General features: G+C 69.0%; 5 protein-coding genes. 2 read left to right on the top strand and 3 right to left on the bottom strand.

The window, feature by feature from the left end; translation table 11 throughout:
* Window positions 1-158 (top strand): glycoside hydrolase family 15 protein (locus AAH991_RS39800; RefSeq protein WP_346231136.1); only part of this gene is annotated, 158 nt, incomplete at its 5' end.
* Here AAH991_RS39800 and AAH991_RS39795 read toward each other — a convergent pair.
* From AAH991_RS39795 to AAH991_RS39785, 3 genes are read right to left on the bottom strand one after another with little or no spacing between them, the layout of a single operon-like run.
* On the bottom strand, window positions 133-435 hold the full coding sequence (locus AAH991_RS39795; RefSeq protein ID WP_346231135.1) for a hypothetical protein: 303 nt from the start codon (window positions 433-435) through the stop codon (window positions 133-135). The genes AAH991_RS39800 and AAH991_RS39795 overlap by 26 nt on opposite strands.
* Window positions 436-442: 7 nt before the next feature.
* The gene (locus tag AAH991_RS39790) at window positions 443-1,033 is read right to left on the bottom strand and encodes a hypothetical protein (RefSeq protein ID WP_346231134.1); all 591 of its coding nucleotides are present in this window, start codon (window positions 1,031-1,033) and stop codon (window positions 443-445) included.
* Window positions 1,030-2,946, bottom strand: a complete 1,917-nt coding sequence (locus AAH991_RS39785) for a hypothetical protein (RefSeq protein ID WP_346231133.1) — start codon at window positions 2,944-2,946, stop codon at window positions 1,030-1,032. Before AAH991_RS39785 ends, AAH991_RS39790 begins: the two co-directional genes overlap by 4 nt.
* 297 nt (window positions 2,947-3,243) lie before the next feature.
* On the opposite strand from AAH991_RS39785, the gene AAH991_RS39780 reads away from it, so the two are divergent.
* Window positions 3,244-4,519: glycoside hydrolase family 15 protein (locus AAH991_RS39780; protein WP_346231132.1), on the top strand; the 1,276-nt coding region annotated here is incomplete at its 3' end.

Below are 4,519 nucleotides of genomic sequence, written 5' to 3'. Positions count from 1 at the left end.
GCACCAACGACGTCGGCCTCCTCGCCGAGGAATACGACCCCAGAACAGGACGCCAACTCGGCAACTTCCCCCAAGCCTTCACCCACATCCACCTGATCCACACGGCCCAGGCGCTGAGCGGCACGAACAGGATCACGGCAGGTCGTACCGGTCCCTGATGGACCTGGCCTCCTCCTCCGTCACCTCCGGCGGGGTTCGGGCCAGTGCCTGCCGGAGTTCGGACAGGATCCGCTCGGCAGAGCCACGCACCCGCGACCGGTTCTGCGCGAACTCCTGGTCGAAACGCCGCGCCGCCGGTCCGGTCCACACCGTCCCGTTGTGGAAGTGCAGGTACGGCCCCTCGACGGCCTTTTCGATCTCCCCGACGAGAGGCTCGGCCGTCCGCAGTGCCTCCCCCAGCGCCAGATACAACGGATTGGGCACCAACGCCGCCATCAGCCAATCAGCCCTTCCCCGGAGCGGACGGACCCGCCGACGGAGCGCTCGCGTCCGTGATCAGCCTGGGCGCGATCAGCTTCATCAGCGCCAGCACGTCAGCCGCGTTGTCCCGCCCCTCGACGCCTATCTCCAGCGCTATGTCGATCTCCGCCTTCCCTCGGACGAGGAGTGCGTAGGCCTCGTTGTCCTCGCCATCGGCAGGGGCGAAGTAGTACCCGACGGCCCCCGGCACCAACTCCGGCAAGGGCGACGCTCCGTCGGCGAGTTGCTCCTCCACAGCTCCTCGGAATCCTCCGGGAGTCAGCTGAATCTGCAGCAATTTGAGACGCTCGCCCCCGCGCTGGTAAACGGCGCAACTCCCCGCGCCGAGACCACCGGCCGCCGAGAGGTCGAAGGACCCCTGCACCAGCGGGTCGCGTGCCCCGGTCATGAGCTCCACCGCTCTCGCCGGGATGTGGCCGCACACATACGGAGGCTCTGCCGACGTCGGAAGGGGATCCCGGTCGACCGCCTTGTTCTCGCTGTGCTGACACCCTGTCAGCAGGACCAGCGCGCCGAAGAGCGTCATGACCCGAACCGCGGCGGATCTCGTCATGCGCCGTACTTTCCGAAAGACTGGGAGAAGCCCTGATCCAGCCGGGCCTCGACGTCCCTCCAGGGTTTTCCGGACAGTCCGTCGTGAAGCCAGCGTTCGTAGGCCCCGACGCGCCGATAGCGATCGGTGTCGTTGGTCGCCGTCTTGTCCGTCATCTCGTCTATGGTCATGAGCGTCCGGCCGTCGTCCTTCAGGAAGTTGTTGGGGTTGTCCCGCGGGTCGCCGCCTTCCTTCAAACCCTCCAATGTCGCCCACGGATGATTCTCGTCAGCGGGTTCCGCCCGGCCGAAAAGCCCGTGCTTGAGCATGGCCGACGCGGTGAGATCGTGCACGAGGGTACGAGCCTGGTCCACGGCCGTGTTCGCCTCGCTGCGAGCCTTGCTTTCCGCGTCCCCCTTGGCACTGTCTTCGACGATGCCCGTCCAGGCCCCGACCAGATCCGCGGTGATCGGCCACCCTCCCTTCTTGGGAAAGACCAGGGCGGTGTTCACCACGGCCATGAGAACCTTCATGTTGCGCTCTTGCGCCTCGTCCAGTTCCTTCCCCGCCTCGATCTTCGCCAGCCCGGCTGCATCCGCTATCAGGCCGAACCCTGCTCCGGCCTGCTGAGCGTTCGCCAGGAGAGTGCCTGCGGGATCGTCGCCCTTCTCGCGTCGCGTCGCCATCTGCGCCGCCCCGTAATCGAGAAGGTGGCCGGTGAAGGCTGTCTGAGCGGCCATCACAGGAACGAAGGCAGCCTGATCTGCGAACGCTTCCTGCATGACCGCGCGAAGTTCCTTCTTGTTGAACTGCGCCCCCCATGAATCCTGACCAGGCACACCTGGGCTGTCGACGCCGCGAACGCTCGGAACCTTGAAATCCCGCCCTCGCTGTGCCACGTAGTCGATGTCGCTGATGTAGCCGGCGAGGATGCGGCCGGTGGTGACGGGTTTGAGGAACGAAGGGCGGCCCGCTTCGATGCGTCCGGCCTCGGTGTGGACGAGCTCCGAGGTGAGCTTGGCCGACAGGTAGCCGCGGGAGGGGTCTTGCGGGGAACCCTCGTGGTCGCGGAACGTCAGCGTCGCCGCTTCGAGCGCCTTGCCCAGGGCGGTGCCGCCGTCCCCCAGCCCGCGTTCGGTCAGGTAACGCTTCAGCATGGTCGGGTCGCCGGTGAAGAAGTCCTGCGCGGCGGCGGGATCGCGGCTCAGCGCCTCCATGACCGTCCGCATCACCCCCGGGTCCGAACCGACCGGGAACTTGGCCATCTCGCGGTCCCACGCGTCGAGCTTCCCGGCCACCGCCGTCAGGAACCGGGTGTCGTATCCCCCCTGCTTGAGGGCGAGCGCGACCGCGAGTCCCTCCTGCCAGCCCACGCGGAAGCCGGAGGTCAGCTCGTCGCGCCAGGCGTCGCCGAGCCGCCGGCTCGCGGTGCCGAGCGCCGACCCGAGCGCGGCCTGCAGCCGTTGCGTCTTCCGCCCGCCGCCGTGCTCGACGGTCTGGGCCATGAGCGCGCGGAACCCGGCCGCGCCCAGCGTGGTCATCAGCGCGGTCGTGAACGCGGCGTCCCCTTTCCGCTTCTCCAGCGCCGCCAGCGTCCTCTCGTCGGCTTCTCCGCCCGCGGCGGCATCCGTCAGCGCCGTCACCGCGGCGTAGACGTCCGGATCGCGGCCGGCTCTGCCGTACAGGGCCTCGTCGAAGGCGCTCAGCCCGCCAGGGACTGCGCCTGAGGCGGCCCACTCCGTCTGCTCCGCACGGATCGTCGCGCTGCGCCTGCGCAGGTCGGGACGGGCGGCGGCGATCCAGTTGCGCATCTCGCGTACGGCCGCCAGGCCCGAGGTGTCGAGGCCGAGACGTCGCAGGGTCCGGTCGAGGACGTGTTCGTTGCGGCCCATCACGTCCTCGGCGCGCCCAAGTCCTTTCTCAAATTCATCCATTGAGGCCGGATTTATCCCGGAATAGCCGTCACTAATCGCCCCGACCGGGGACGGCTGAGGCGTCGGCGAAGGCCGGGGGACGGGCACGTCTTCCGTGGTCACGGGCGCGGGCGACGGCTGCGGAGCCGGTGACGGCACCGACGGCGGATGAGTCATGAGAAAGGCGACTCCAGCACGATCGGCGGAAAGCGGCAGAGGAAAAGATTACGTTCGCCTTCCCGCGACAGTAAAGCCATTCAATTACAGGTGATCAAAGCACGGATGTGGGTGACGGCGTGAGCCGGGTAGCGTGACGGCATGCGGATCGAGGACTACGCCCTCGTGGGCGACATGCAGTCGGCCGCCCTCATCGGCCGTGACGGCTCGATCGACTGGCTGTGCCTGCCGCGCTTCGACTCCCCCGCCTGCTTCACCCGCCTGCTCGGCGACGAGTCCAACGGCTTCTGGCGGCTGGCCCCGGTGGGACACGAGCTGGCCACGCGCCGGGCGTACGTCGAGGACACGCTCATCCTGGAGACCGTCTGGGAGACCCCCACGGGCACGGTCAAGGTCATCGACTTCATGCCGCCCCGGCACGCCAACCCCGACCTCGTACGCGTCGTGGAGGGCCTGTCGGGGACCGTGGAGATGACGACGGAGATCCGCATCCGCTTCGACTACGGCCGCATCGTGCCGTGGGTGCGGCGCACGGGAGGGCACCTGCACGCCGTCGGCGGTCCCGACTCGGTCTGGATCCACTCCCCCGTCCATCTGCGCGGCAGCGACTACCGGCACGAGGCGACGTTCACCGTCGCCGCCGGGGAGCGGGTGCCGTTCGTGTTCACCTGGCACCCCTCCCACCAGCCGGAGCCGGAGCGGATCGACCCGCTGGAGCAGCTCACCGAGACCAGGCTCCTGTGGGAGGAGTGGGTCTCCCGGTGCGGCTACCGGGGCCCGTGGCGCGACGCCGTCGTCCGCTCGCTCATCACGCTCAAGGCGCTGACCTACAGCCCGACCGGCGGCATCGTCGCGGCGCCGACCACGTCGCTGCCCGAGCACCTCGGCGGCGTGCGCAACTGGGACTACCGCTACTGCTGGCTGCGCGACGCGGCGATGACGCTCGACGCGCTGACCAGCTCCGGGTACGTCGAGGAGGCGGACGCCTGGCGTTCCTGGTTGCTGCGGGCCATCGCGGGCCGCCCCGAGGACGTACAGGTCCTGTACGGCGTGGCCGGCGAGCGGCGACTGCCGGAGATGACGCTCGACTGGCTGCCCGGCTACGAGAACTCGGCCCCCGTGCGGATCGGCAACGGCGCGGCGACCCAGCTGCAGCTCGACATCTACGGGGAGTTCGTCGACGCCCTCTACCAGGCGCGCAAGCAGGGCATGGGACCCGACGACCACGCCTGGGCCCTGGTCACGAAGATCATGGAGTTCTTCGAGCACAACTGGGATCAGCCCGACGAGGGACTGTGGGAGGTGCGCGGCCCCCGCCGCCACTTCGTCCACTCGAAGGTCATGGCCTGGGTCGCGGCCGACCGCATGGTCCGCGTCATCGAGGAGCTGGGCCGGCGCGGCGACGTGGAGCGCTGGC

The sequence above is a fragment of the Microbispora sp. ZYX-F-249 genome (genome assembly GCF_039649665.1).
Lineage (GTDB): Bacteria > Actinomycetota > Actinomycetes > Streptosporangiales > Streptosporangiaceae > Microbispora > Microbispora maris.
Note: the sequence above shows the minus strand (reverse complement) of the source record. Positions and strands in the feature narration are given on the sequence as shown.

Bases quoted from the DNA above. Each gene is read 5' to 3' on its own strand.
- AAH991_RS39795 (WP_346231135.1), bottom strand. From the start codon at position 435: ATGGCGGCGTTGGTGCCCAATCCGTTGTATCTGGCGCTGGGGGAGGCA.
- AAH991_RS39790 (WP_346231134.1), bottom strand. From the start codon at position 1,033: ATGACGAGATCCGCCGCGGTTCGGGTCATGACGCTCTTCGGCGCGCTG.
- AAH991_RS39785 (WP_346231133.1), bottom strand. From the start codon at position 2,946: ATGGATGAATTTGAGAAAGGACTTGGGCGCGCCGAGGACGTGATGGGC.